This is a genomic window from Algoriphagus aquaeductus, from assembly GCF_003253485.1.
Taxonomy (GTDB): Bacteria; Bacteroidota; Bacteroidia; order Cytophagales; family Cyclobacteriaceae; genus Algoriphagus; species Algoriphagus aquaeductus.
Genome location: NZ_QKTX01000006.1, coordinates 173,850 through 196,477, shown reverse-complemented (window position 1 = coordinate 196,477; position 22,628 = coordinate 173,850). Strand labels below are relative to the sequence as shown.

Annotated in this window: 20 protein-coding genes; 5 read left to right on the top strand and 15 right to left on the bottom strand. The window is 43.5% G+C overall.

Annotation, left to right across the window (positions count from 1 at the left end):
- Nucleotides 1–256 precede the first annotated feature (256 nt).
- The 5 genes from CLV31_RS10300 to CLV31_RS10280 form a co-directional block, all read right to left on the bottom strand.
- Nucleotides 257–1,453 carry an ATP-binding protein gene (locus CLV31_RS10300; RefSeq protein ID WP_111392802.1) on the bottom strand — a complete coding sequence of 399 codons (1,197 nt, stop codon included), beginning with the start codon at nucleotides 1,451–1,453 and terminating at the stop codon, nucleotides 257–259.
- Between the two features lie 229 nt (nucleotides 1,454–1,682).
- Nucleotides 1,683–2,294: an alpha/beta hydrolase gene (locus CLV31_RS10295; RefSeq protein WP_111392801.1), complete on the bottom strand. Its 612-nt coding sequence runs from the start codon at nucleotides 2,292–2,294 to the stop codon at nucleotides 1,683–1,685.
- On the bottom strand, nucleotides 2,287–3,237 hold the full coding sequence (locus tag CLV31_RS10290) for a ring-cleaving dioxygenase (RefSeq protein WP_111392800.1): 951 nt from the start codon (nucleotides 3,235–3,237) through the stop codon (nucleotides 2,287–2,289). The genes CLV31_RS10295 and CLV31_RS10290 overlap by 8 nt, the downstream gene beginning before the upstream one ends.
- 101 nt (nucleotides 3,238–3,338) lie before the next feature.
- Entirely contained in the window at nucleotides 3,339–3,866 is a 528-nt protein-coding gene (locus tag CLV31_RS10285; RefSeq protein ID WP_111392799.1) for a YceI family protein, read from the bottom strand.
- 79 nt (nucleotides 3,867–3,945) lie between these two features.
- A complete protein-coding gene (locus tag CLV31_RS10280; protein ID WP_111392798.1) occupies nucleotides 3,946–4,398 on the bottom strand; it encodes a MarR family winged helix-turn-helix transcriptional regulator in 453 nt (150 codons plus the stop codon).
- A gap of 150 nt (nucleotides 4,399–4,548) precedes the next feature.
- Between CLV31_RS10280 and CLV31_RS10275 the strand changes: the two genes are divergently transcribed.
- The 3 genes from CLV31_RS10275 to CLV31_RS10265 all read left to right on the top strand — a co-directional run bounded on the left by CLV31_RS10275 (nucleotide 4,549) and on the right by CLV31_RS10265 (nucleotide 7,523).
- Nucleotides 4,549–5,403, top strand: a complete 855-nt coding sequence (locus tag CLV31_RS10275) for an AraC family transcriptional regulator (protein ID WP_111392797.1) — start codon at nucleotides 4,549–4,551, stop codon at nucleotides 5,401–5,403.
- A gap of 92 nt (nucleotides 5,404–5,495) precedes the next feature.
- On the top strand, nucleotides 5,496–6,824 hold the full coding sequence (locus CLV31_RS10270) for an OmpA family protein (RefSeq protein WP_111392796.1): 1,329 nt from the start codon (nucleotides 5,496–5,498) through the stop codon (nucleotides 6,822–6,824).
- Between the two features lie 15 nt (nucleotides 6,825–6,839).
- Nucleotides 6,840–7,523, top strand: coding sequence for a hypothetical protein (locus tag CLV31_RS10265; RefSeq protein ID WP_111392795.1), 684 nt, complete (start codon nucleotides 6,840–6,842; stop codon nucleotides 7,521–7,523).
- A gap of 30 nt (nucleotides 7,524–7,553) precedes the next feature.
- On the opposite strand, the gene CLV31_RS10260 is transcribed toward CLV31_RS10265, so the two are convergent.
- Nucleotides 7,554–10,436, bottom strand: coding sequence for a triple tyrosine motif-containing protein (locus tag CLV31_RS10260; RefSeq protein WP_111392794.1), 2,883 nt, complete (start codon nucleotides 10,434–10,436; stop codon nucleotides 7,554–7,556).
- Between the two features lie 372 nt (nucleotides 10,437–10,808).
- On the opposite strand from CLV31_RS10260, the gene CLV31_RS10255 reads away from it, so the two are divergent.
- Together CLV31_RS10255 and CLV31_RS10250 are read left to right on the top strand one after the other, a co-directional pair.
- On the top strand, nucleotides 10,809–12,209 hold the full coding sequence (locus tag CLV31_RS10255; protein WP_111392793.1) for a COG1361 family protein: 1,401 nt from the start codon (nucleotides 10,809–10,811) through the stop codon (nucleotides 12,207–12,209).
- A gap of 44 nt (nucleotides 12,210–12,253) precedes the next feature.
- A complete protein-coding gene (locus CLV31_RS10250; RefSeq protein WP_111392864.1) occupies nucleotides 12,254–13,105 on the top strand; it encodes a glycoside hydrolase family 16 protein in 852 nt (283 codons plus the stop codon).
- A gap of 21 nt (nucleotides 13,106–13,126) precedes the next feature.
- Here the strand turns inward: CLV31_RS10250 and CLV31_RS10245 are convergent, their stop codons facing one another.
- The 9 genes from CLV31_RS10245 to CLV31_RS10205 form a co-directional block, all read right to left on the bottom strand.
- Nucleotides 13,127–13,927: an alpha/beta fold hydrolase gene (locus tag CLV31_RS10245; RefSeq protein ID WP_111392792.1), complete on the bottom strand. Its 801-nt coding sequence runs from the start codon at nucleotides 13,925–13,927 to the stop codon at nucleotides 13,127–13,129.
- A 98-nt stretch (nucleotides 13,928–14,025) separates the two neighbouring features.
- Nucleotides 14,026–15,615 carry an amidohydrolase family protein gene (locus CLV31_RS10240; protein WP_111392791.1) on the bottom strand — a complete coding sequence of 530 codons (1,590 nt, stop codon included), beginning with the start codon at nucleotides 15,613–15,615 and terminating at the stop codon, nucleotides 14,026–14,028.
- A 124-nt stretch (nucleotides 15,616–15,739) separates the two neighbouring features.
- The gene (locus CLV31_RS10235) at nucleotides 15,740–16,555 is read right to left on the bottom strand and encodes an enoyl-ACP reductase FabI (RefSeq protein WP_111392790.1); all 816 of its coding nucleotides are present in this window, start codon (nucleotides 16,553–16,555) and stop codon (nucleotides 15,740–15,742) included.
- A gap of 62 nt (nucleotides 16,556–16,617) precedes the next feature.
- Nucleotides 16,618–18,270: a DNA repair protein RecN gene (gene recN, locus CLV31_RS10230; protein WP_111392789.1), complete on the bottom strand. Its 1,653-nt coding sequence runs from the start codon at nucleotides 18,268–18,270 to the stop codon at nucleotides 16,618–16,620.
- Nucleotides 18,271–18,308: 38 nt separating this feature from the next.
- Nucleotides 18,309–19,211, bottom strand: a complete 903-nt coding sequence (gene porD / locus CLV31_RS10225) for a type IX secretion system protein PorD (RefSeq protein WP_111392788.1) — start codon at nucleotides 19,209–19,211, stop codon at nucleotides 18,309–18,311.
- A 28-nt stretch (nucleotides 19,212–19,239) separates the two neighbouring features.
- Nucleotides 19,240–20,448 (bottom strand): bifunctional phosphopantothenoylcysteine decarboxylase/phosphopantothenate--cysteine ligase CoaBC, encoded by a 1,209-nt coding sequence (coaBC, locus tag CLV31_RS10220; protein WP_111392787.1) that lies wholly within the window; start codon nucleotides 20,446–20,448, stop codon nucleotides 19,240–19,242.
- A gap of 6 nt (nucleotides 20,449–20,454) precedes the next feature.
- Nucleotides 20,455–20,769 (bottom strand): DNA-directed RNA polymerase subunit omega, encoded by a 315-nt coding sequence (locus tag CLV31_RS10215; protein WP_111392786.1) that lies wholly within the window; start codon nucleotides 20,767–20,769, stop codon nucleotides 20,455–20,457.
- Nucleotides 20,770–20,795: 26 nt separating this feature from the next.
- The gene (locus CLV31_RS10210; protein ID WP_111392785.1) at nucleotides 20,796–21,686 is read right to left on the bottom strand and encodes an outer membrane protein assembly factor BamD; all 891 of its coding nucleotides are present in this window, start codon (nucleotides 21,684–21,686) and stop codon (nucleotides 20,796–20,798) included.
- Nucleotides 21,687–21,751: 65 nt separating this feature from the next.
- Nucleotides 21,752–22,462: a T9SS type A sorting domain-containing protein gene (locus CLV31_RS10205; RefSeq protein ID WP_111392784.1), complete on the bottom strand. Its 711-nt coding sequence runs from the start codon at nucleotides 22,460–22,462 to the stop codon at nucleotides 21,752–21,754.
- Between the last annotated feature and the right edge of the window lie 166 nt (nucleotides 22,463–22,628).

Below are 22,628 nucleotides of genomic sequence, written 5' to 3'. Positions count from 1 at the left end.
GTGAAAACCTACCTACCGTAGGCAGGTCTGTGTCGTTTTCTGCGAAAACTTACCTGCTGCAAGCAGGTCTTCGGGAAACTTTTCCAAAAAATCAAAGAATCTCCTTTCGTGCCTTGGTGACTTTGTGGCTAAAGTAATCTATTGAGTAATTTTACTCAGTATATTGAGTAAAATCTTAAAAAGCGAACCTACTAACTGATAACCAGTTACTTATAAAATAATTTTTAAGTAAAAAAGACAGCCAAATGACTGTCTTTTAGGCAAACAAATCCAATACATTCATCTGTAGGAAGTCTTCCCAAGGGATCCCATCAGTGCCGATGACCAGGGATTTTTCGGGACGGAAAGCTTTCGCAAAAGCATTTAATCCAGCCAGCCCTCCGACTTTGGAGGTCTTTACTTCCAAGGCAATGATCCGTTTTTGGTACTCGACGATGAAATCGACTTCGTCATTCCCTTCCCTCCAGTAGTAAATATTCAGCTTTTTGATCTTGAAGGATTGATTGATCAGGTGAGCTCCCACGGCAGACTCCACCCAGCGACCCCAAGCCCGATGGTCGGCCTTGAGGGTATCGAAGGTATCATTGGAAATCCCCGACATGATGGCCGTATTGTGCACTTGGAATTTAGGACTGGAAGAGCGCTTCCGCACCAGATTAGGGCTGTACTTTTCCAATCCTCCCAACAGGCCTGCTTCATTGAGTAGCACCAGGTAATTGGACAGCGTGGTGGTATTACCCGCATCGGCGAGTTGGCCCATGATTTTGGTGAAGCTGAGTACCTGACCGGAATAGGATGAACCGATTTCGAACAGGCGCTTCATCAGGGCAGGCTTATCCACCCGAGTCAGCATCAGGATATCTCTGGAAATGCTCGTCTCCAACAGAGAATCCCGCACATAGGCTTTCCAGCGGTCTTCGTCATCTTTGAGTGTGATCGCACCGGGATATCCCCCAAACCAGATGTATTCCTCAGGAGTAAGTCCGAAGGCCTCCTTCATCTCCCGATACGACCAGTGACTCAAATAGGTGGACTCAAATCTCCCTGCAAGCGACTCCGTCAAACCCTGCTGCAGCATCAAGCGGGATGAGCCCAGCAAAATGACACGGATATCCCGCTCCTCCATCGTGTCCCGGTCCCATTCAGCTTTGACCTGCTCGCTCCAGTTGTCGATTTTTTGGACCTCATCGATCACGAGCAAGAACGGCTGTGCCGGAAACAGCTGCTGCTTGGCGCGGGAATTTTCCCATTGCTGAGCAATCCACACCTGATCCGTGGCAGCTACCGCGTCAGCGGCTACCAAGGCATACGGATAATTCAAATCACGGATGATCTGTCGAACCAAGGTGGTCTTCCCCACTTGCCTTGGTCCATAGATCACCTGGATAAACCTCCTTGGCTCATCCTGAAGTCTTCTTTGAATCGTCTCTTTTTCAGCTCTTTGGTAGCTCATTTTTACTTTTACTTACTTGATTGAGTAAATTTACTCAATACATTGAGTAATTTCAAAAAATCTATCTTTTTTTATTGTATATCAACCACTTACAAGATCATTTTTAGCCGGATCATTAGACGAAAAGGCAAAAAAATACCCCGACAACCTGCCGGGGACTTTTTAAACTAAATAGACCTTACAAGAAAAACTTGTCTTGCCACTGGGACAAGCAGATCTGAATAGTATATCAGATGAATATCTTTTGGTTTGCCAATTTTATTTCTTCGGCTCTGATGGTATGTTCCGAGTCATCAAACAGCTTTACAGTAACCTCTGCCCCCATCTTTTCCAATAGAACGGCTGACTCTTGGATTCTTGAAGCCGGAACGTGAAAATCCTGCTTACTGCTACCGATAAAGATCGGGGTACCAAGAAAATCGCCCTGATACTTTTCAGGATTAAGCTGCTCTCCGATAAGTCCACCCGTGAACGCTGCAACACCGCCAAGTCTTCGGGCATTTCGTGCAGCAAATTCAAGACTCAAACATGCACCTTGGGAAAATCCCACGAGGCAGATCTGTTCCGGCAAAATCCCTGCATCAAGAATTTCACTAAACACCTCTTCTATAAATCCCAAAGACCTCTCAAGTGAAGCATGATTTCCTTCATCTGAAGCCATAAACCCATACGGATACCAGGTATTTCCGTTTGCCTGAGGCGCAACTATTGCATAATCGGTCAGATTCAAGTGGGAACTAAGGGATAATATACTGTCAGCGGTAGCACCGCGACCGTGGATCATAATCAAAGCTTTCTTGGCCTGATCCAGAGGAAGGCCTTTTTTCTTGGTATTAAGCATATTTTTTAGGTTGAAGGGTGACTGGAACAAGCGCAGTTTCAATTCGCTTTCGGCTTGGTTCCGCCCATTCTGGAAGCTTGAGTAATTCTCCCAAATGCGCTTCCTCCTCATCAATAGCAAATCCGGGTTCGTCCGTGGCTATTTCAAACAAAACCCCTCCCGGTTCACGGAAATAGATAGACTTGAAGTAATTACGGTCTCTGACCTCTGTCACTTGATAGCCGTTTTGCATCAATATTTCCTGAATTGCCAATTGGCTCTGGGTGTTGGCGGTACGGAATGCGATATGGTGAACTGTTCCGGCACTTTGCATTCCTCGATTTCCGCTTTTATCGATCACGATATCTACGATGTCACCTGGTTTGCCTTCAGTACCGTATCGATGACGACCATCTTCTTGCCCGATTAATCTATAATTCATGTGGCGGGTCAGCAGCTGTTCGGTCAATTCTTTGGCACGAAGATTCAGCGTAGCCCCATAAAACCCCTTGATCGAATGCTCCAGCGGAATATGGCCATAAGTCCATCCTTGGCGATCATCTTGATCATTTGCGATCAATTCAATACCCATTCCATCATGATCCTCGAATCGAATCAAAGAATCCCCAAACCGAGTCAATACATCAGATACGGCAATCCCAAACTTTTTCAAACGTTCATTCCAATAGTCAAGGGAATCTTTGCCAATGGAAAATGCGGTGTACGTAAGTTCTCCGGTTCCTTTGGTGCCTTTTCTGGCTCCGGTAAATGGAAACGTAGTGAATACCGTTCCTGGGCTGCCCAGCCCATCTCCGAAATAGAAATGATAGACATCCGGCGCATCGAAATTGATGGTCTTTTTCACCAATCTAAGGCCCAAGATGCCCGTATAAAAATCAATGTTTTGCTGAGCATTGCCGGCTATAGCGGTGATGTGGTGGATTCCTGTGATGTAGGGTTGCATGATTGTAGTGGGATAGAATAGCTATTAAATGTTGATACAAAATAAAGCCTCGAAGGTTTGGAAACCCCCGAGGCTCATTGAGAAAACCTCTTTTGGGTTTTTTAAGCTTGTTTTACGAGCTGAACGCTCAAAATCAGACGAACCTGGTCAGAAACAACTACGCTTCCAGCCTCGGTGATGGCAGACCAGGCAAGACCGAAGTCTTTACGATTTACTTTTCCTTCGATTTCAAAACCAGCTTTAGTCTGGCCATAAGGATCGGCTACGATTCCGCCAAAGTTTACGTCCAATTCTACCGCTTTGGTGGTACCTCGCATGGTCAAGTTACCAACTAGGCTGTAATCCCCGCCGTTTTTGGCAATTTTTCCTTCGAAGGATAATTTTGGATGGTTGGCAGCATCAAAGAAATCCGCAGATTTCAAATGTCCGTCGCGGTCAGCCTGATTGGTATCAATGCTGTCAATATCAGCGGTAAATGCAACGGATGCTCCGTCAAAATCTTCAGAAGCCACTTCAGCCGCTCCTTCAAATTTGCGGAAATAGCCGGTTACAGTAGAAATTACCAGGTGCTTTACTTTGAAAGATACTTCTGAGTGAGTTGGGTCAATGATCCATTTGGTGGTGCTCATAATTGTGATTGTTTAAGTAGTTAGATTTTATTTTAAGTATTTACATTGAATGTATAGACATTGTTTTGGATAAATTTTTTTAACCTCTCAGTTTATCCAGCAACTCATTTAAGTGATTGGCCTCTTCAAGTGTCAAATTAACCATTTCACGATTGGCAGATTCAACTTGCTTTTCGAGTACTTCCAAAAGATCCAGTCCTTTTTCTGTGATGACAATGTCCACCTGACGTCTATCAGTCGGGCATTCCTCACGCTTGACCAGGTCCTTCATTTTCAGCTTTTCTACCAGACGGGAAGCATTGGACATTTTATTAAGCATCCGCTCCTGAATAGACGAAACCGTAGTCGGAACTCCATTTTGCCCCCTGAGAATTCTCAACACATTGTATTGCTCGGGAGAAAGATCATGCGGTTTGAAAAGGGAATTCTGAGAGGTCACCAGGTAACTGTGCGTGAACAACAGGTTGACCACCGCTTTGTTGTAAGGATCCTTGAACTCCTTTTGCTGGATTGCGTCTTCGATCTTTCCCATTTTCTACAAATGAATTTAATGTATATACATACAAATGTAAGAAAAGGTTTCAACAGCCCAAGAAAAAAATTACATTTTTCACCAAACACCCCCAAAAAACTGCTTAAAGTCAGTATTTTACGCGTTGGAAATCTTTTCTAAGAATCGAAGATGTATTTTTCAGCTCACGTTCCAGATCATATCCGGTCCACGGCGACTTTCTATTATCAAATGAGAAAGGGTGCTATGGAACCGGACCATCCCGGGGAATTGCTTATGCCCTCCGGAACCGGAATCTTGGCATTTCACCTCCAAGGCCGATATCACGTGAGCGCGCTTGCTTTTTTCGATGGAGAATTGCCCAAAAATTACCTCATTGGTCAGCAAACGGTAAGCTATAGACTTTGGGTAGAAGAGGATACCGATATATTCGGCATTGCACTTCATCCTACTTCCGCTTGGAAAATGACAGGAGTACCTTCCTATCAACTCACGAATAGCCCTACCGACCCATACACGCTCTTTCCGACAAAATACCATCCTTTTCTAAAGGCTATCGAAGAATCAGAAAACTTTGAACAGCGCTGCAAGTCGGGAAATACGCTTTTGGAATTTTTCCAAGCTGAACATTCCCCACAAAAAACTTTGGTGGACTATGCTTTGGATCTGATTTTTGAAAAAAAAGGATGCCTGAGCACCCGGAACCTGTGCAAAGAACTTCACGTCAGCGAACGCCATCTCCAGCATTTGTTTAGACAGCAGATTGGAGTATCACCTTTACAATATGCCAGAATTACACGGTTCAACGCAATTTTTGTGGAATTTACCCGAACAGAAGCCCCGCGTGACTTGGGGTTTCTGACCTCTTTTTATAATTACTACGATGCTTCCCACTTTTTCAAAGATTTCAAAGCCTACTCGGGAGAAGCCCCGAGCCAATTTCATTTGGAGAAATTCTCTTTACTCAAGGAATTGGTGGAAAAAGATCCTTACCTCACCCAAGTCCAGCACTTGAAATCAAGATAAGAATTGGCATTTGGCGGTTTTTTACCAAAGGATGTGGGAATTGAAAAGTAAAATGTACCCTCATCAAACATTTTCTTACCTCAATTCCCGTTATGAAAACGCATTTATTCCCCGCAAAGGCATTGATCCTAGGCCTTATTTTGTGCTTTTCTTCCCAAGTCAATGCCCAATCCAAGTTTATCAAAGACTTGAAAAAGACGGCAGAAGAATCGGCAAAGCGAACCGTAGAGCGAAATGTAGAGCAAAAAACCTCCGAAGCCACTGACAAGGCCTTTGAAAGTGTAATGGAAGCGCCAAATATTTTCAAATCCAAAAAAGGCAGGGCCAAAACAGAAAAAGGAGATGGTACAGAAGAAAAAAGACGCGGTGAAGCAAACCCTTCAGGTAAAAATCCCGGGCCAGCTGCCTCAGGTTCCCATTCGGAGATTTCAATCGCAGGCCAGTTTATCCCCAATGGCCAGATCATGTATCAGGATAATTTTGAACGCGATGCTTTGGGAGATTTTCCCGCCAAGTGGGAAACCAATTCGGGTGGTGAAATCATCACCGTTGATGATTTCAAAGCCTTAAGAACTTCTGGAACTGGCTTTTTTGTCCCCATGCTACCCCGCGAACTGCCGGAAAACTATGCGGTGGAATTTGATCTTTTCACCTTCAATCTGGAATACAAAGGAACCACAGCCCTTCGATTTGGAATCCATTTAGTGGAACAGCCCTTGATCTCAAAAGCTAAAAAAGGTGCCGAAATCGAAATGCCGCTCTGGTATAAAGGGGCTTCAGATTACTTCCAAGTAGAAACCTATGGAATGCCGGCCAAAATCAGCAATAAAATCCCTTATGACTACACCGAAAAACTGAACGATATTATTCATTTCACTCTATTGAAGAACGGAAAACGGGTGAGACTCTTCCTCGATGACACCAAAGTGGTGGACATCCCCTCACTGGCTGCGGATAATCTTGGCAAATACATTCAGTTTTATGTCCGGGAGGTTGATTTGCAAAAAAATCTCGTCGTGGCCTTGGCTAATCTAAAGATCACGGAAGAGGGAGAAGACCTTCGCTCCAAACTTCTCCGGGCAGAAGGCTTCAGCACCACTGCCATCCTTTTTCAGACTGCTTCTGATAAACTTCAGCCTTCTTCCTTTGAATTTCTCAACCAATTGGGTGAGGTATTGAAATCCGACGAATTTATTCGTGTGCAGATTATTGGACACACAGATAGTGATGGCGATGAGGCCAGCAATCAGACGCTATCTGAGAAAAGAGCTGCTTCTGTGGCAGCTTACCTGCAGGAGAAATTTGGGATTGCTTCCAACCGTATGCAAACCTCCGGGAAAGGAGAAACAGAACCCCTCAACAACAACGCTTCCCCGGCTGAAAAAGCCGCAAATCGAAGGGTTGAATTCAAAAAGTATTAAACTTAAAACCATGATATGATGAAGCCGCTTTTAAAAATCTTAGTCTTTTTTCTGATTGGGTCCCCTGTAACCTTACAAGCCCAATTCACGACCAAAATCCCAAGTAACACATCCATCAAAACGGGAGTAGACTTATCCAACTCCCCAAAATTGACATTAGGTAAAACTACCCTGGAACAGCTCAATTCTCAAGTCCTGGATCAATCCCTGAGTTCGATTCCCAAAATCAGCTTAAACCCTGAAGATCTGGAACGAAATCGGGTAAAAACATGGGAGATAACCCCAACAAGACCCATTACCCCCGGGATGGAAATCAGCTTCACCGGTAATTATTCAAAAAATGCGTTTAACATCACGCCTGTTTTAATAAGTGAAATCAATAATCGTAAGATTTTCCAGGCACTCAATATGTCTGTGATTACTTCTATGGTTGTAGAAAAAGATTTTCGTTTCACCATAGAATTAGAAAATCCCTCCCAATTCCCAAGAGACGGGGAAATCGTGGTATCCTTGGGTGGCACAAATTATTTTCTAAAACCTGAACCCGGGAAAAAAGAAGTTTATTTTTTGTTTCGAAACACCACACCTTCCCCTCAAATCATAAGTTTTGGGCCGGCAGTGGTAAATGACGATTGGCAAAATCCTAAAAGTTATGGAGTCACCAAAGTAAAACTGGAAGAACTCGTCCCTGCCCAATAAGCAGCTTTGGAAAATAATAGCCTCAATTCTTCAAAACCTCAGCAGAAAATCGCTGAGGTTTTCTTGTCTGGAAAGCCCCAGCTTTTTCCTTACCCGATAGCGTCCGATTTCTACACCCCGCACAGAAATCCCAAGCAGATTGGCAATTTCCTTGGTGTTTAGGTTCATCCGGATATAGGCACTAAACTTGATTTCCTGAGAAGTAAGCTGGGGATATTTTTCTTTCAACTTGGTAATAAAATTACCATGTACTTGGTCGAAATTTTCAGAAAATCGATTCCATTCGTCTCCCCCTTCTAAATCCCGATCGATATTTTTGACCAAGCGGTTGAGTTGTGAATTCAGAGGCTTGTTTTTTTCCTCCGTAGTCAGATTTTTCAGGGCATTTTTGATGTCTTGAAGAAGCTTGTTTTTTTGGATCAAATGCATGGCTGAAGACGTAAGCTCTTGATTTTTGAAATCAATTTCTGACTGGAGCTGCTCATTTTTGAGGCGCATGATTTCTTCCTCTGATCGCTGAGTTATCGATTCAATCTCATCGTCTTTTTGTTGGATTGCCTTCTTCTTTTCAATTTCCAGCAACTTCGTTTTCTTCTTGTACCTCCGATCGACCCATTTGAACCCAGCATAAAAAACACCCAACAACGCGCAGAAATAAAATAGATAGGCCAGATGGCTTCGATAAAAGGGAGGCTTTATACTAAAGGCAAATACTGCCTCCTCGGTCACCTCCCCGAAGAGCGTTTTTGCTTTCACTCTAAACTGATAATCCCCTTCTCTTAGATTGGTAAATTCCTTTTTACTTTCACCGGTCCAATCGGACCATTCTTGATCATAGTTTTCCAAAAAAAACTGATACTGAACTTCATTGCCACTTTCAAAATGCGGGCTAACAAAGTCAAAGGAAAAGGAGTTTTGAGCAAAAGGAAATACCAAAGGCTCTCTCAATAAATCAGCCTGACCATGCCCCCTGTAGAGGGTGTCCCAATTTGCTCCTCGATTGATAATCTCCCGAAAGAAAACTTTTCCCGGTTGATTGTGGGGTATATCCAAAGAAGGCTGGTAATGGATGAATCCTTTCTTACCGCCAATGAGGATATTTTGATGATCCAACACTGTAATATTTGCCAAATCATCATTCCAAAGCCTTTGAACCTTTCCGAAAGTAGAGGTGTGCAGACTCAGCTGCTGATTGGCACCTTTCTTCATTAATCCCAACTGAGCTTGCTCAATGAAATAAATATTTCCTAACACATCAGGTTCCAAATCTGCAATCACCGTTCCGTATCCAAACAAGTCATTGTACTCGTTGAGCGGGAAAAATCGGTCACTTTGCATATCGTATCCATAAAACCCTCCATTCGCAGTGAACACCAATCGATTGTAGATTTTGAACACGTTGATCAACACATCATTTGGAAATCCCTGTTGACTGTTATACAATTTTTGCTCGATGACTTCTGTCCAATCATCATTCAACCTGACTCTAAATACTCCCTTATACCCGTGAGCTACCCACAAAGTATTTCCGTCAAATTCCATGACCCGGGATGATTCTCCAAAACCATTTAATTTGCGGACAAAAGCAAGACTGCCGTCCTTCCATTGAAACAAATTAAGTCCGGTGTAGGTGCCTTGAATAAACAAATCAGGTATCTGGGGGTGTCCTCTCAAAATCCAAGCTCCTTGTTCGGATGCCAGCATAGAAGCTTTTCCATTTTCAATTAAAAAGGTGCCATTGTGGTGCCCTAATATAATTTTATCCCGAATAAGTTGGATGGAATAGACCTGACCTTCTGTGCCTGGAATCAATCTGACCGATTGATCTTTTAATAAAAAAAGTCCATTATTGGTACCTAAATACACTTGATCTCCCACCTTGAGAGCCGCATAGCCCGAACCAGCCAGTCCCATTTTATCATCGATCCATGAGAAAGGTGAATTAAGATCTACTCTGGAGATCCCATTGTTCATCGCAAGCCAGAGTCCTCCGTCCTGATCCTCATAGATATAATTAATGGTGAGATCTACCAACCCGGAGGTTTTATCTAGGTGAAGGATCAAATTCCCTGAAGAATCCACCACAAAAAGACCTGCATTCTGTGTACCCAGGGCGATAGTTCCATTTTTCAACCGTTGACAATGGTTGATCAGATATTCATTTTTCCAAAAACCGCTCGGCAAGGATAAAGGCTTGATCTCCCCATCATAGACAAAAAGCCCATGCCCAAAGGTAGAAATCAACCATTTCCCTTGTTCGAATGGGAGTACATTGGACACCCTTTTATCTGCAAAAAAATCCCCGTTCCGGATAAGTTTAAAACCATCCTTTTCTAAAAGATGAAGCCCTAATCCCGGTACTTGGGTAAGAATAAGATTATTTACTTTGAAAGAAATGTCCAGACGGTGATCAAATCCAATCGGCTCGAGCTTTTCATTCTCATATTTAAAAACCCCCTTAAAGGTGCAGAAAAACACCACTCCATCAATCTCAAATACCTTCCATGTTTCATCAAATCCCCGCCATCCAACAGAAAGACTGTCTGCCAAGGAAATATATTTCATTTCACCCCGTGAATCTCCTGATAAATACCCGAAATCTGCTTGGGAACCTACATAAACTCTTCCTGACTTACTCCATACGGCAGTGCGAACCTTGGTATTGCTTAATCCATATCGATTCCAGACTTTGCCGTCAAACTCAAGCAACCCCAGATTGTTTGCAACCAAGATTCTTCCCATTTCATCTTGAACAATGTCAAAATTTTGAATTCCGGCTTTGTAATCCGAGGCTTCATAATGGACAATAAAAGGCAATCCCCGGAGTGATGAACTATTTTGCGCCTCCACTTTTGGTACAACCAAGGAAAACCCAAGTACAAAGAAAAACCATCCAATAATTCCCCTATTCATCGCATTTCAATCCCTTAACCCCTTTTTCCCCTAGTTTAAACCGGTATTTTCGGGCTTTTTTGAGATTTTTTTTAGTTCATAAAAGCTTTACTGACTGATCTATCATTGCATTTAAAAACCAATTCAAGTATTCCGATCGATTTTTCCCCACTGGGCATGAGCCCAATCAAACTTTACCAAGGTCAATCCAAAGCTGGATCAGCTGAGAAATTGTATTCCTACCAAAATGCCTAAATATAGGCTGCAAATCAAGCTTTTTCTCCAATTGATGAAATTTTGATGTAGTGATTTACAAAGTGTGATGAAAAGTTGAAGATGTGGTTTTTTTGGGGGTCAGGCTGAAACAATAAAGATTTGGTAAAAAATAAACCCATGAGAAAATCACTATTCAATCTTGCAGCTCTTAGCATGCTATCAGGCTTCATGTGGGCTTGCGACAACGGCTACACAGACGTACCGGTGGTAGACACTCCGCCGATTATCACATTAGGTCCAATCACCAGCGGACTGACTGAAGGCCAGGATTTCAAAATCGACATCACGCTATCTGATGGAATTGATGAAGGAAGAATATCCACCTTGGCAAATTTTACTTATACAATCACCAAAGGAGGGACGACGGTCAATTCCGGATCCCAAGACCTAAGTGGTGACAACCAGAAAGTTACTATTGAAGTTAAAGGTGGCTTTGATCCAGGAGATTACAATCTCGATATCCGAGTGACCGATAGTAACGGAAATGAAAGTACGGAGAACATTTCCTTCAGAGTAGCTTCCAGCAGGCCTGCTTTTGATATTTCAGGCGTGTGGACAATGGAACCAATCGCGGGAGCCATGAGGGTGGGACCTGCACCGGGTAGCTCAGAATGGTGGCAAAATTCATCGGGGGATGTATCCGCTCGAGCCTGCTTTTTTGATGACAAATACACCTTCAATAATGACGGCTCATTCAAGATAGACATGGGAGGCCTGACTTGGCTGGAAACCTGGCAAGGAGTAGCCGCGGACGGATGCGGAATCCCAAAATCCCCATTTGATGGATCCAAAAACTACACCTATACCTACACCAGCACTACCTTGACCCTGATCGGTGAGGGTGCACATATCGGTTTGGCCAAAGTCAATAATGCCGGTGAAATCTCTAACGGTGCAGCGATTGCAAACCAAATCGCCTATACCATAGTAGAACAAACCCAACAAGGGAATACCCGAAAAATGACGCTTCGAATAGAGGCAGGCACTGGGGTCTGGTGGGATTTCAAACTTATCTCTGGCCCTCCTGCCTCAGCAGCGATTGTGGGTAAATGGAAAATGGAGCCGGTGGAAGCAGCCTTGAGCGTCGGTCCCAGCGCCGGGAGCAGAGAATGGTGGTTTAACACCACTGCGGATGTCGCTACCAGGGCCTGCTTTTTTGATGATGTATACACCTTTGAAGCCAACGGAACCTTCACCATAGATATGGGGGCTCAAACTTGGCTTGAAACGTGGCAAGGGATATCCGCAGACGGATGCGGAACTCCCAAATCTCCTCACAATGGCTCAGGATCATTTACTTACATCTACGATGGAGGCACGTTACGACTTATTGGTCAGGGGGCTCATGTAGGATTACCAAAAGCTGTAAATGCAGGAGAACTTCCGAATGTAGCTCTTCCGGGAGAGGTCACTTATCAAGTCGTGGGCCTAACTGAAACAGCAGGAGTCAAACGAATGACTGTTCAAGTTGAGGCAGGAACGGGTGTTTGGTGGACATTTAAATTAATATCGGTTTAATTTCAATCCCCCGGTGTAAGAACATCGGGAAAACCTTGATCTTCATGAAAAATCTCTTTTTCTACACCTCATTCACTTTGTTGGGATTGTTTGGGTGTGTTTCCGAAGAAAATCCAGGAGACACCGGAGCTGAAATGATTTCTATACCTACTCAGGGAACCACCTCTCCAAACACCTATCCCGGGATGACTTTAGTTTGGTCGGATGAATTTAACGGTTCAACCTTGGATCAAGGCAATTGGACTCATGAAACCGGCAATGGGACCAACGGTTGGGGAAACAATGAGCTTCAATTTTATAGACCTCAAAATACCAGTTTACAAAATGGACATTTGGTGATTTCTGCAAAAAAAGAAGCGTTTGGAGGAAGAGCGTACACTTCGTCCCGAATCATAACCAAAGGTAAACAACAGTTTAGATACGGAAGGGTGGACATTCGAGCAGTGATGCCTAAGGGACAAGGTATCTGGCCCGCTCTATGGATGCTTGGATCTAATTTTGACACTGTGAGTTGGCCTGCCTGTGGGGAGATCGATATCATGGAAATGATAGGCGGAAATAACCGGGAAAATACGGTTCATGGTACGGTCCATTGGGAACACGATGGGAAGCATGCCGAGTTTGGAGGAAAATACACCCTTCCCTCCGGCACCTTGGCAGATCAGTTCCATGTCTATTCGATCGTTTGGGATTCGACAACCATTCGTTGGTTAATAGACAATAAGCAATACCACGTCATTGACACTACTCCTGCCCAGCTGGATGAATTCAGGAGAAGTTTCTTCTTTATTTTCAATATCGCAGTGGGTGGGAATTGGCCAGGCTCCCCTGACGGGACTACCACATTTCCCCAGCATTTGATCGTAGATTATGTCCGAATATTCCAAAACAATTAAAAAAAGCCCCTCGGGGCTTTTTTAGCTTCTATTCTTTAGCCATTCCGAAATCAGCTGATTGACCACTTCTGGCTTTTCAATGCAGCTGCTATGCCCTGCTCCGGGAATGACATGAAGTTTCGCTCCAACGATAGCCATTTGGATAAATTTTGCCTTTTCCGGTTTCGTGGCTATATCCTCATCTCCCACAATGATAAGCGTAGGACAGGTGATATTGGTCAGTTCATCCTCCACTCCTTTCCGATAGATCACACCTTCCACCGGGCCGGTAATGGCTCTTTTGTTATTCATCAATTCATTCTTCCAACGTTTGATTGATTCCCGATTAGCCTTATTGGCCAGCCAAGATTCCGCAAACATGATCGGCATAACTTTATTGGCCACGGGGGGAATGACCCCAACCCATTTCACAATACCATTGAGCGTTTTGTATTTGGGAAGATTTTCCACTGGCTCAGCATTGGCGGAAGTTTCCAGGAGAATTAAAGATTTTATCAGATCCGGTCTTCTTGCTGCCAATCTCATGCCTACAAACCCACCCATCGAAAGACCTACAAAATGTACTTTACCCAAACCCAGCTTCTCAATCAGTGCGATTGCATCATCGGTCACGGTATCCATGTCGTAAGGGGCCTTTACTTCGCTTTGACCTTGCCCCCGGTGATCGTAGGCGATGACTCGATAGCTTTTAGACAGCTCCTCTACCTGAGCTCCAAACATCTTATGACTCCATAGAAGTCCATGAGAAAAAACCAGTGTTTCCGCTCCCTCTCCATAATTTTCAAAATATAGGTTTACTCCATTGACAAGAATAGTGGGCATCGTCGTAGTATTTGGGATATATGGGAAGTTAAATAAAAATGAGGACGGGCACTAATTGCACTCGTCCTCATTTCACATTTATCGAAATTGAAACTCCTTTACCAATCCAATCCAGGCTGGGTAATTCGGGCATTTTCTCTGGCTTTGTGTTGATCTACAATAGTTTTCACATCTTCCAGAAGTTTTTTTGCATCATAGACAATTCCGTCTTTTACGGTGTATTTGACACCGCCCACCCTGATGGGTACATTTTTATCGCTGATTCGAATAGCTCCAGTACCATACAACACTTTTAGATTTTGAAGTGGATTTTCTTCCAAAATCACAAAATCGGCAAGCTTCCCGACTTCAACAGTACCGATTTCCTTATCCATACCCAAAGCCTCTGCGCCATACATCGTCGCCGAACGAATCACCTCCAAGGGATGAAAACCGGCTTCTCGCAGCATTTCCAATTCCCGGATGTAAGCAAATCCGTAAAGCTGATAGATAAACCCAGAATCGGAACCAGCGGTCACGCGTCCCCCCCGATTTTTATATTCATTCACAAAAGTCATCCACAAGCGATAGTTTTCTTTCCACTGAACCTCTTGCTCAGTAGTCCAGTCAAACCAATAGGAACCGTGAGACTGTCTGTTGGGTGCATAAAATCTCCAAAGAGAAGGAAGCGTATAGACATCGTGCCATTCTTGGGTACGGGCACGCATTAGGTCACGGTTTGCTTCATAGATGTTTAGGGTAGGATCCAGCGTAAAGTCCAGCTCCAATAATTCATTCATGACCTTGTTCCAATGCTCTGAATAGGGAGCAGCCGCCTGCTTCCAAAGATTACCCGCCTCAGAAAACCGGTGTTGCTCGTTTTGATAATTATAATCCAAACGAAAATCCTGAATAGTCCGGTCTGTAAACAGTGCTTCAGGCAATCCATACCAATGCTCCATAGTAGTTAGTCCTGCCCGAGCGGAATGAAGAACGTTCCAGCGAGCTACATCCATCTGCTGATGGTGCATAGCCGAACCCAATCCAATTCGTTTGTTTTCTGAAATGGCTGCCTGCATTACCTCGGGCTTCGCTCCGAAAAATTTGATGCCATCTGCACCCTTTGCCTTGTTTTCATTGACCCAAGCTTTGGCTTGCTCAGCCGTGGTAATGGGACCTTTTGCCCCCTGACCGAAAGAAGTATAGGCAAGGATTCTAGGTGCAGTGATTTGGTTGGCAGCAGATTTCTTTTTGTGCTCCAAGACCCAATTTAACCCATTGCCGGCCGAAGGGTCTCTGATCGTAGTAATCCCATGTGCCATCCAAAGCTTAAACACATATTCAGCCGGTGTTCCTTGTCCAGAGCCTCCGATATGACCGTGCATATCTACCAATCCGGGAAGCAAGTAGTGACCTTCCAGATCCATGACTTTGGTTTTTTCATCCGCTTTGGGTCGACGGTTTTCATTGATTTCCAATCCCGGGTAGCCGACCGTTTGTACTTGGACGATTCTGTTTTTCTCTACCACAATATCCACAGGACCGATGGGTGGTGCCCCAGTACCATCAATAAGGGTGACTCCACGGATGATCAGCCGCTCATAAGGACCATCTCCTTCCGCTCGGTCGGGAGCTGGCATGATTTGGGAAATCGCCGTCGCCGAAAATGAAAGGACTGCGAGGCAGAATAGGGTAATTTTTTTCAACATAAGGTAGTGGATTCTTTGATTGGATAAGTTAGGTGAAAATCGGAAATCAAAAAACCGATTTTGGACAGCCGGAAAATGAAAAAACCCTGAATTTCTCCAGGGCTTTCGGTTTGATTAAGTGGTTTTATAAATCTTTGAATTTCTCCATGATTTCTTCAGAAATCCCGGTGAAGGAATATCCGCCATCGTGGAAAAGATTTTGCATGGTTACCATGCGAGTCAGGTCGGAAAATAAGGTGACGATGTAATCCGCACAGGCTTCTGCTGAGGCATTTCCCAAAGGAGAAAGAGCCTCGGCAAAATTGAAGAAAGAGTCAAATCCTCCAATTCCTGTACCGGCAGTAGTTTTGGTAGGTGACTGGGAGATGGTATTCACTCTTACCTTTTTGGCCTTGCCAAATCTATACCCATATCCTCTGGCAATACTTTCCAGAAGCGCTTTGGCATCAGCCATATCGGTATAGAAAGGATATACACGCTGGGCGGCAATGTAAGAAAGACCAATAATGGACCCCCACTCTTTCATCACATCCATTTTTTCGGCTACCTGCATCATTTTATGAAAGGAAATCGCCGATACATCGTATGACTTCATCGCCCATTCATAATTGAGATCTCCATAAGATCTGCCTTTTCTGATGTTGGGTGACATCCCAATGGAATGCAACAGAAAGTCGAAATCAGCCCCCAAAAACTCCTTAGCTTCGGCGTATAACTTCTCGATATCTTCTATCACGGTGGCATCGGCAGGAATCACAATGGTATTACATTCCTGAGCGAGCTCTTTGATGGCTCCCATTCTCATGGCAATCGGGGCATTTGTCAGGACAAAGCGTCCACCTTGTTCTTTTACCTTGAGGGCTGTTTTCCAGGCAATAGAGTTCTCATCTAGCGCCCCGGTGATGATTCCTACTTTTCCTTTGAGCAAATTTTCTGGCATATAGCTATTGGATTGATTACAAAAACTCGGGTAAAAATAGACAAAATTCAGGAGTTAGGCTTTCAATATTGCAAGAGCTCTTTTGCACTGGATAAAGCAGAGGGAGATGGATTAGCTCCCGCAATCATTTTGGCTAGTTCCTGCACTCGCTCCTCCGCGTCCAAGAGCTTGATTTTGGAGATGGTTTTTTCGGAGGAGTTATCCTTAAACACAAAGTAATGAAGGTCACCTTTAGCCGCCACTTGCGGAAGGTGAGTGATGCAGATTACCTGATGCCTCTGGGCAATATCCTTCATCATTCTCACCATTTGAAGGGCTACCTCTCCTGAAATCCCGGTATCAATTTCATCAAAAATAAGCGTAGGCAATGCCATTTTATCAGCCATCAGGTACTTGATCCCAAAAAGAAGTCGGGAAAATTCACCTCCCGAGGCTACTTTTTTCAGAGGTTGCGGAATCCCGCCCTTATTTGCTGAAAACAAGATTTCCACCTCATCCAACCCGGAGGCAATGGGAGAAACCTGTTGTATCTCGAGTTTAATACGGGCGTTTTCCATCCCCAATCCGGACAATAATTCTTGCAGTGCATTTTCAAAGACCGGAAAACAAGACTTTCTTTTTTCACTTAAAACCTTCCCGCAAACGAACAAGGTTTTTTCAGCCTCTTGAAAAATTTTCTCAGCATGGGATAGATTTTCATCCAGATTTTGAAATTGAAATACTTTATCCGCCAATTGGCTTTCGATAGTCATCAGCTCCTCTACCGATTGAACTCCGTGCTTTTTTTGCAATTGGTAAATTTTGCTGAGTCGGTCTCGAATTTGCTCCAACTTTCCAAAATCCACCTCCACTTTACTTTCTTCATCAGAAAGGCTTTCGAGGACATCCTTCAACTCAATGAAAACGGTCTGAAAACGTGCTCTGTAATTTTCGAATTTGTGAGCAAGCCGCTCCAGAGCTTGCAAACCGTGTTGGATTTGACCTAAGCCCTGAAGGACCCCAAATTGCTCATCCTGAAAAACGGATAACAATTCATTGATTTTCAGTTTAATTTCTTCGGCGTTTTCGAGAATTTCCTGTTCAGATTCGAGCTCGGATTGCTCTCCCGAAACCAATGAAACGGCACTTAATTCATCCAATTGAAATTGATTGAAGTCTGCTTCTTTTTGAAGCTCCAAAGCCCGTTGTTTTAATTCTTCAAAATTCCTCTTGGCTTTTCTGAAATCTCTGAACGCCTGCTGATAGTCCGATCGCTCCTTTTGAGTTTGGGCAAATGCATCCACCAAACTGAGTTGATATGCCCCTTCGCCCAACAACAAGGTATCGTGCTGTGAATGGACATCCATCAGCCTGGCCCCCAGGACCTTCAATGCATCCAACAATACGGGCGTGTCATTGATAAATGAACGTGATTTGCCTCCCGGACTGATTTCTCTTCTGACAATGCAGGTATCCTCGTAATCCAACTCCAGCTCCTCAAAATAGCTTTTCAAACCATACTCCTGAATATCAAAAATCCCTTCCACGACACATTTTTTTTCTTCATGTAGCAGGACTTTGGTGTCCGCCCGATTGCCCAACAACAGGCCAACGGCACCGAGCATAATGGATTTCCCCGCACCCGTTTCACCGGTTATCATGTTCAGCTTGGCGCTCGGCTGCATCAGTAGCTGATCAATAAGAGCATAGTTGGATATACTTAGCGATTTGAGCATAAGGGAAGAAACTTGGGGACAAAGCTAAAAAAACTGACTTAGCTTCGAAGAAGCTCATTGTACTTTCTCGCATTATTGGGATCAACCTCAAGGAGCAATTTCACTGCTTCTTCTTTGATTTCAAAAGGCGCATTCTTCAATATCTGTGAAATCTCATCACTCTTGGCATCCACAAAACTGATGGTAAATATCCCATTCGGCTGTAGCTTATTGGCCTCTGCCACCAATCTGATCGCCTCTAAAATATTTTTATAAGCTGCCTCCGAATCGATCTGAATCATATCCATGCCCTGTCTGTGGTAGAGATAGAAAGCATCCCGGATCTGAGAATATACCGTTGACACATAGATATCATTGATCAACCAATATCGACTGCGACGATCACCGGGATTTTGAACCCAACCCGGACGTCCTGATTGCTGGGCATTGTTGACGATATCGTTGGCCACTTCGAAATAGGGATTGCCTCCACGGGAAGAAAAGGAATCGTAATCTATCCCCAAGGCGATGTGGGCATAAAAGGCCAAAAGCGAACTGATGTTATTTAAAAAAGTGAATCGATTGAACTCCAGCGGTTGGGACTCGATGTATTCAAAGGACCAATTTCGGTCAGCAAAGTTAAAAATCAAGGATTCATAATTGGTGCCATATACGGGCCGTACTACCTGGATTTGTACCGTGGCACTGTAAACTCCCACTTGGGGAACTTCATTAATGGTGATCAATAAATTACCCTTGATCCGTTCTTCAGGCCGAAACTCATCATTGGTCCAAGACCTTCCATTAAGAAACTGCTCGAAACTTGCCTTCATCTGGTTGAAGACATCCGTATTTTGAAATCTGGATCGATCACTGTTGATGATCACCGTAAAATTGAGCTCCTGTGCAAAAACAGAGGATATACAAAGGAAAAGGATTATGGAAAGAAGGCCTCTCTTCATGAAGCTAAACTTAACAAAAATCTAATTCTCAAACCCAAACCGGGGCAATTTTGACTTCATCAAGAATCAATTCGGCAATTTCGGATTTGGGTAAAAGTTTGGATTCAATGCTTCTCCCATTTTGGTGGAAGATCTTCACTCTATTGGTATCATGCTGAAAACCTGCGCCATCCTCTCGTGCCGAATTGAGTACGACCATATCAAAATTTTTCTTTCCCAACTTGGCTTTGGCATGTGCTTCTTCATTCTCAGTTTCTAATGCAAATCCAACATGAATCTGATTCGGCATCTTTCTTTTCCCAAGTTCAAAAGCGATATCAATTGTCTTTTTGAGCTGAAGGTCAAAAGTATCGTCTTGCTTTTTGATTTTCTCAGCAGCGATTTGGGAAACAGTATAATCTGCAACAGCTGCCGCAAATACACAAATATCCATTTGAGCATGAATAGACTCAGCAGCCTCATACATTTCTTTGGCAGAGGAAACTTTTATTACATGAAAATCCCCGGAATTCAAATTCAAACTTACCGGTCCAGAAACTACAAAAACCTCCGCACCTCTTGAACGAAAAGCCTTTGCAATGGAAAGCCCCATTTTCCCACTGGAATGGTTGCTGATATACCTGACAGGATCAATGGCTTCCTGAGTAGGACCCATCGTGACCATTACTTTCTTGCCTTTAAAATCTTGGGACTGGATAAAAAAATCATTTACCCGATTCACTATGTGCTCCGGCTCCATCATTCTACCCTGACCAGTCAACCCACTCGCCAACTCCCCCGACTCCGCATCGAGCAAGATATTTCCAAAAGAGGATACCTTTTGAAGGTTTGCCCTGACAGAAGGATGCTGGTACATATCCAGATCCATAGCAGGCGCCAGCATCACAGGACACCGGGCGGAGAGATAGGTGGCTGTGAGCAAATTATCACATAGGCCATTGGCAAATTTAGCCAGGGTGTTGGCACTTAATGGCGCGACTACAAACAGGTCTGCCCAAAGGCCCAATTCTACATGGTTATGCCATTGCCCAGACTTTTTGTCAGAAAAATCAGAATAAACCGGTCGCTTGGATAGCGTAGCCAAGGTCAATGGGGTAATAAAATCAAGAGCAGAGGTACTCATGATGATTTGTACCTCTGCTCCGGATTTAATCAGCAGGCGGGTCAATAGAGCGGACTTGTATGCAGCAATGCTGCCTGTCACCCCAAGAAGAATCCGCTTGCCTGAAAGATTCATGGAAAATTACTCAGCTCCTTCCTGATCAGGAAATCGGTGGTAAACCTTTCCTTCTATAAATTCTTCCATTGCCAAGGTCGATGGCTTTGGCATTCTTTCGTAAAACTTGGAGATTTCAATCTGCTCCTTATTCTCGAAAACCTCTTCTAAATTGTCAACCGTAGAGGCAAACTCAGAAAGTTTGTTGTTCAATTCTTCTTTCAGATTGGTGGAAATCTGCTTTGCCCGCTGTCCTACAATATGAATGGACTCATAGATATTACCGGTTTGTTCGGCAACTTTGTCTAAGTCTCGTGTGATGATTGATGGATTGACCGCCATATTATTAGATTGTTTAAATTCCTTAATTAGTTTTCATTTTGAGCAGCATCGACCACAGATTGCGCAGCAAGTCTTTCTGCATACTCTTTTTTATCTTGCAAATGAGCTTCCATTTCACGACGGGTTTGGTTCTCAAACTTTTTCACTTCCGTAGTAAATCCACTTTCCGGATATTTCCGATAAAAATTGTTTGCAAACTTAATGGCGTCATTGAGTCGATCCTCTTTTTTGTCGAAGGTGCTGTTTTTTGCATACGCAAATCCAACTTCCACCAACTTGTAAGCCAGCTCTTCATTATGCTTGCTTTCAGGGTAATCTTTTGCAAAATTCTGGAAATTCACGATGCAAGCCCGATAGAAATCACCTGGAAAGAGTCCGTCTTTCAACCGGTAATACATCTGAGCTTCACTGTATGCCTTTTTTTCAAATCTGCTTTCCAGATCTTTTAGCATTTCCATGGCTCGCTCAAAACTCGCGGAAGTAGGAAATCGCGTCACAAATTGCTGAATGGCAGACACTGCCTCTTGACTGCTTTGCTGATCCAGATTGTAATCCGGTGCATCTAAATAAAGGGAATAGGCGTGCATAAAGAGCGCTTCTTCAGCTAGTGAACTCCTGTTGTAGGTTCGATAAAAATTGTTGAAATATCCTGCTGCCTCGATGTATCTCTTGGTTTTGAAATGACAATTTGCATAGTTGTACTCGGCCATTTCCGCCTTTTCTGAGCCCTTAATTACAGGCAGCACTTTGTCGTAGAGGATAATCGCTTTGTTATATTCTCCTTCTTGATAATACTTGTTTGCACCATTGTAGAGTTCCTCCCAATTGGTGCTTTTTTCCAACTTGGAGAAGGGACCACAAGCGCTAATCAATAAAATCAGGGAGAATACAAGAGGAGAAAGAAATCGCATGTTCATTTTCAAGACCGCAAATATACGGGATAATAATTCGGATTCAAACGTATGGAGAAGTGGCGGAGCTTCTACTTTTTAACTTGTAGTTTCTTGGTTACTACATTTTTATTGTCTACAAACAAGGTGTAGAAGTAGACGCCAGGCTGGAAATCGGAAACATTGATCACAAGTGAGTTTCTTCCGGGATTCAATTCATATTCAGCAATCGGGTTACCGATGAAGCTGTTGATGGTGATTTTTGCTTTGGATCTTGGGTTGACCAATTCATAATCCAACTGCGCTACACGGCTACTTGGATTTGGATAAATATCACTCAGCTTGACATCTTTATGAGAGAAATCGGCTTTTCCTGCATTTTCAACCTCATACCTTGCTTCAACGACGAAGTTTTCCCGAATATTTTCGGCATTCACGAAAAACAGATCAAAACTCCCTTTTGTCTCTGCAATTCCAAGCTCAAATTCAAGGTAGAAATCCGTGTAAATTTCCCCCGGGGCAAGCTTGATGGAAACCTTGGCCAATTCTTTTTTAGGATCGAAACACTGATCCCCAAAGCACACTTTCATTTTTTGAGAAGAACCGATGCTCCCGCGTAGATTCTTAAGAAAATATGTCTTCTGTTGATTGGATTCGTTTTGAAGAATTACCGTTTTTCGTTGGGATGTCCCGATCTCTCCAGAAAAATCCACCACTTCACTTAATACACGTACTTGCTGAGCCCCTGCGAATATGGGGAACATCAACAAAAGTAACGTCCATTTGAAAAGTAATGATTTCATGTAAAATTTTGATCGATACGCCTAGGAAGTTGGTTTTCAAGACAATTAATATACGGACAAAATTATCTAAATGGATACACTAAACTCGAAAAAAGGGGTTAATTGTTGTTAACCTTTTTAAAATTTTTCGGGAATAAAACCGTTGGGGAATTTCAATAATCCCAAA